This is a genomic window from Cohnella hongkongensis, from assembly GCF_042654645.1.
Lineage (GTDB): Bacteria > Bacillota > Bacilli > Paenibacillales > Paenibacillaceae > Cohnella > Cohnella hongkongensis.
The window spans coordinates 1-507 of the sequence record NZ_JBHSEP010000059.1 but is presented as its reverse complement, the minus strand read 5'-3'; the positions used below and the strand labels follow the sequence as shown (position 1 = coordinate 507).

General features: G+C 47.3%; 1 pseudogene. It reads left to right on the top strand.

Annotation, left to right across the window (positions count from 1 at the left end):
• Positions 1-374 (top strand): annotated as a pseudogene (gene tnpA, locus ACFO3S_RS27935) (IS200/IS605 family transposase); the annotation flags it as partial.
• Positions 375-507 lie beyond the last annotated feature (133 nt).

The window sequence follows — 507 nt, the reverse complement described above, 5'->3', positions numbered from 1 at the left end:
AGCGAGAAATTGGGAAAATCATTCGAGAATTATGTGAGCGCAAAGGTGTAGAGATCCACGAAGCAGAAGCGTGTCCAGATCATATTCATATGTTGGTGAGTATTCCACCAAAGTTGAGCGTGTCGGAATTCATGGGAAACTTGAAGGGAAAAAGTTCGCTCATGATCTTTGATAAGTTTGCAAATCTGAAGTAACGCTACGGAAATCGACAGATTTGGTGTAGAGGATACTTTGTGGATACGGTAGGACGTAACAGGAAAGCGATCGCCGAAAACATTCGGAATCAGCTAACAGAAGATAAGAACTACGAACAACTCACGATGAAAGAACTGTTCGACCCGTTTACGGGTGAGTCGGTAGGAGAGGGCAAGTAAAAAAGCCCCTTTAAGGGGCAAGCCCGAGACCGCTCGCGGTTGGCAGACTTTCAGGGCGCCTTCTTAGGCGCTTGCTAGTACCATGCCCTTATAGGGCTGATGGAAGCCACCGGCTAAGCCGGTGGTTATGACT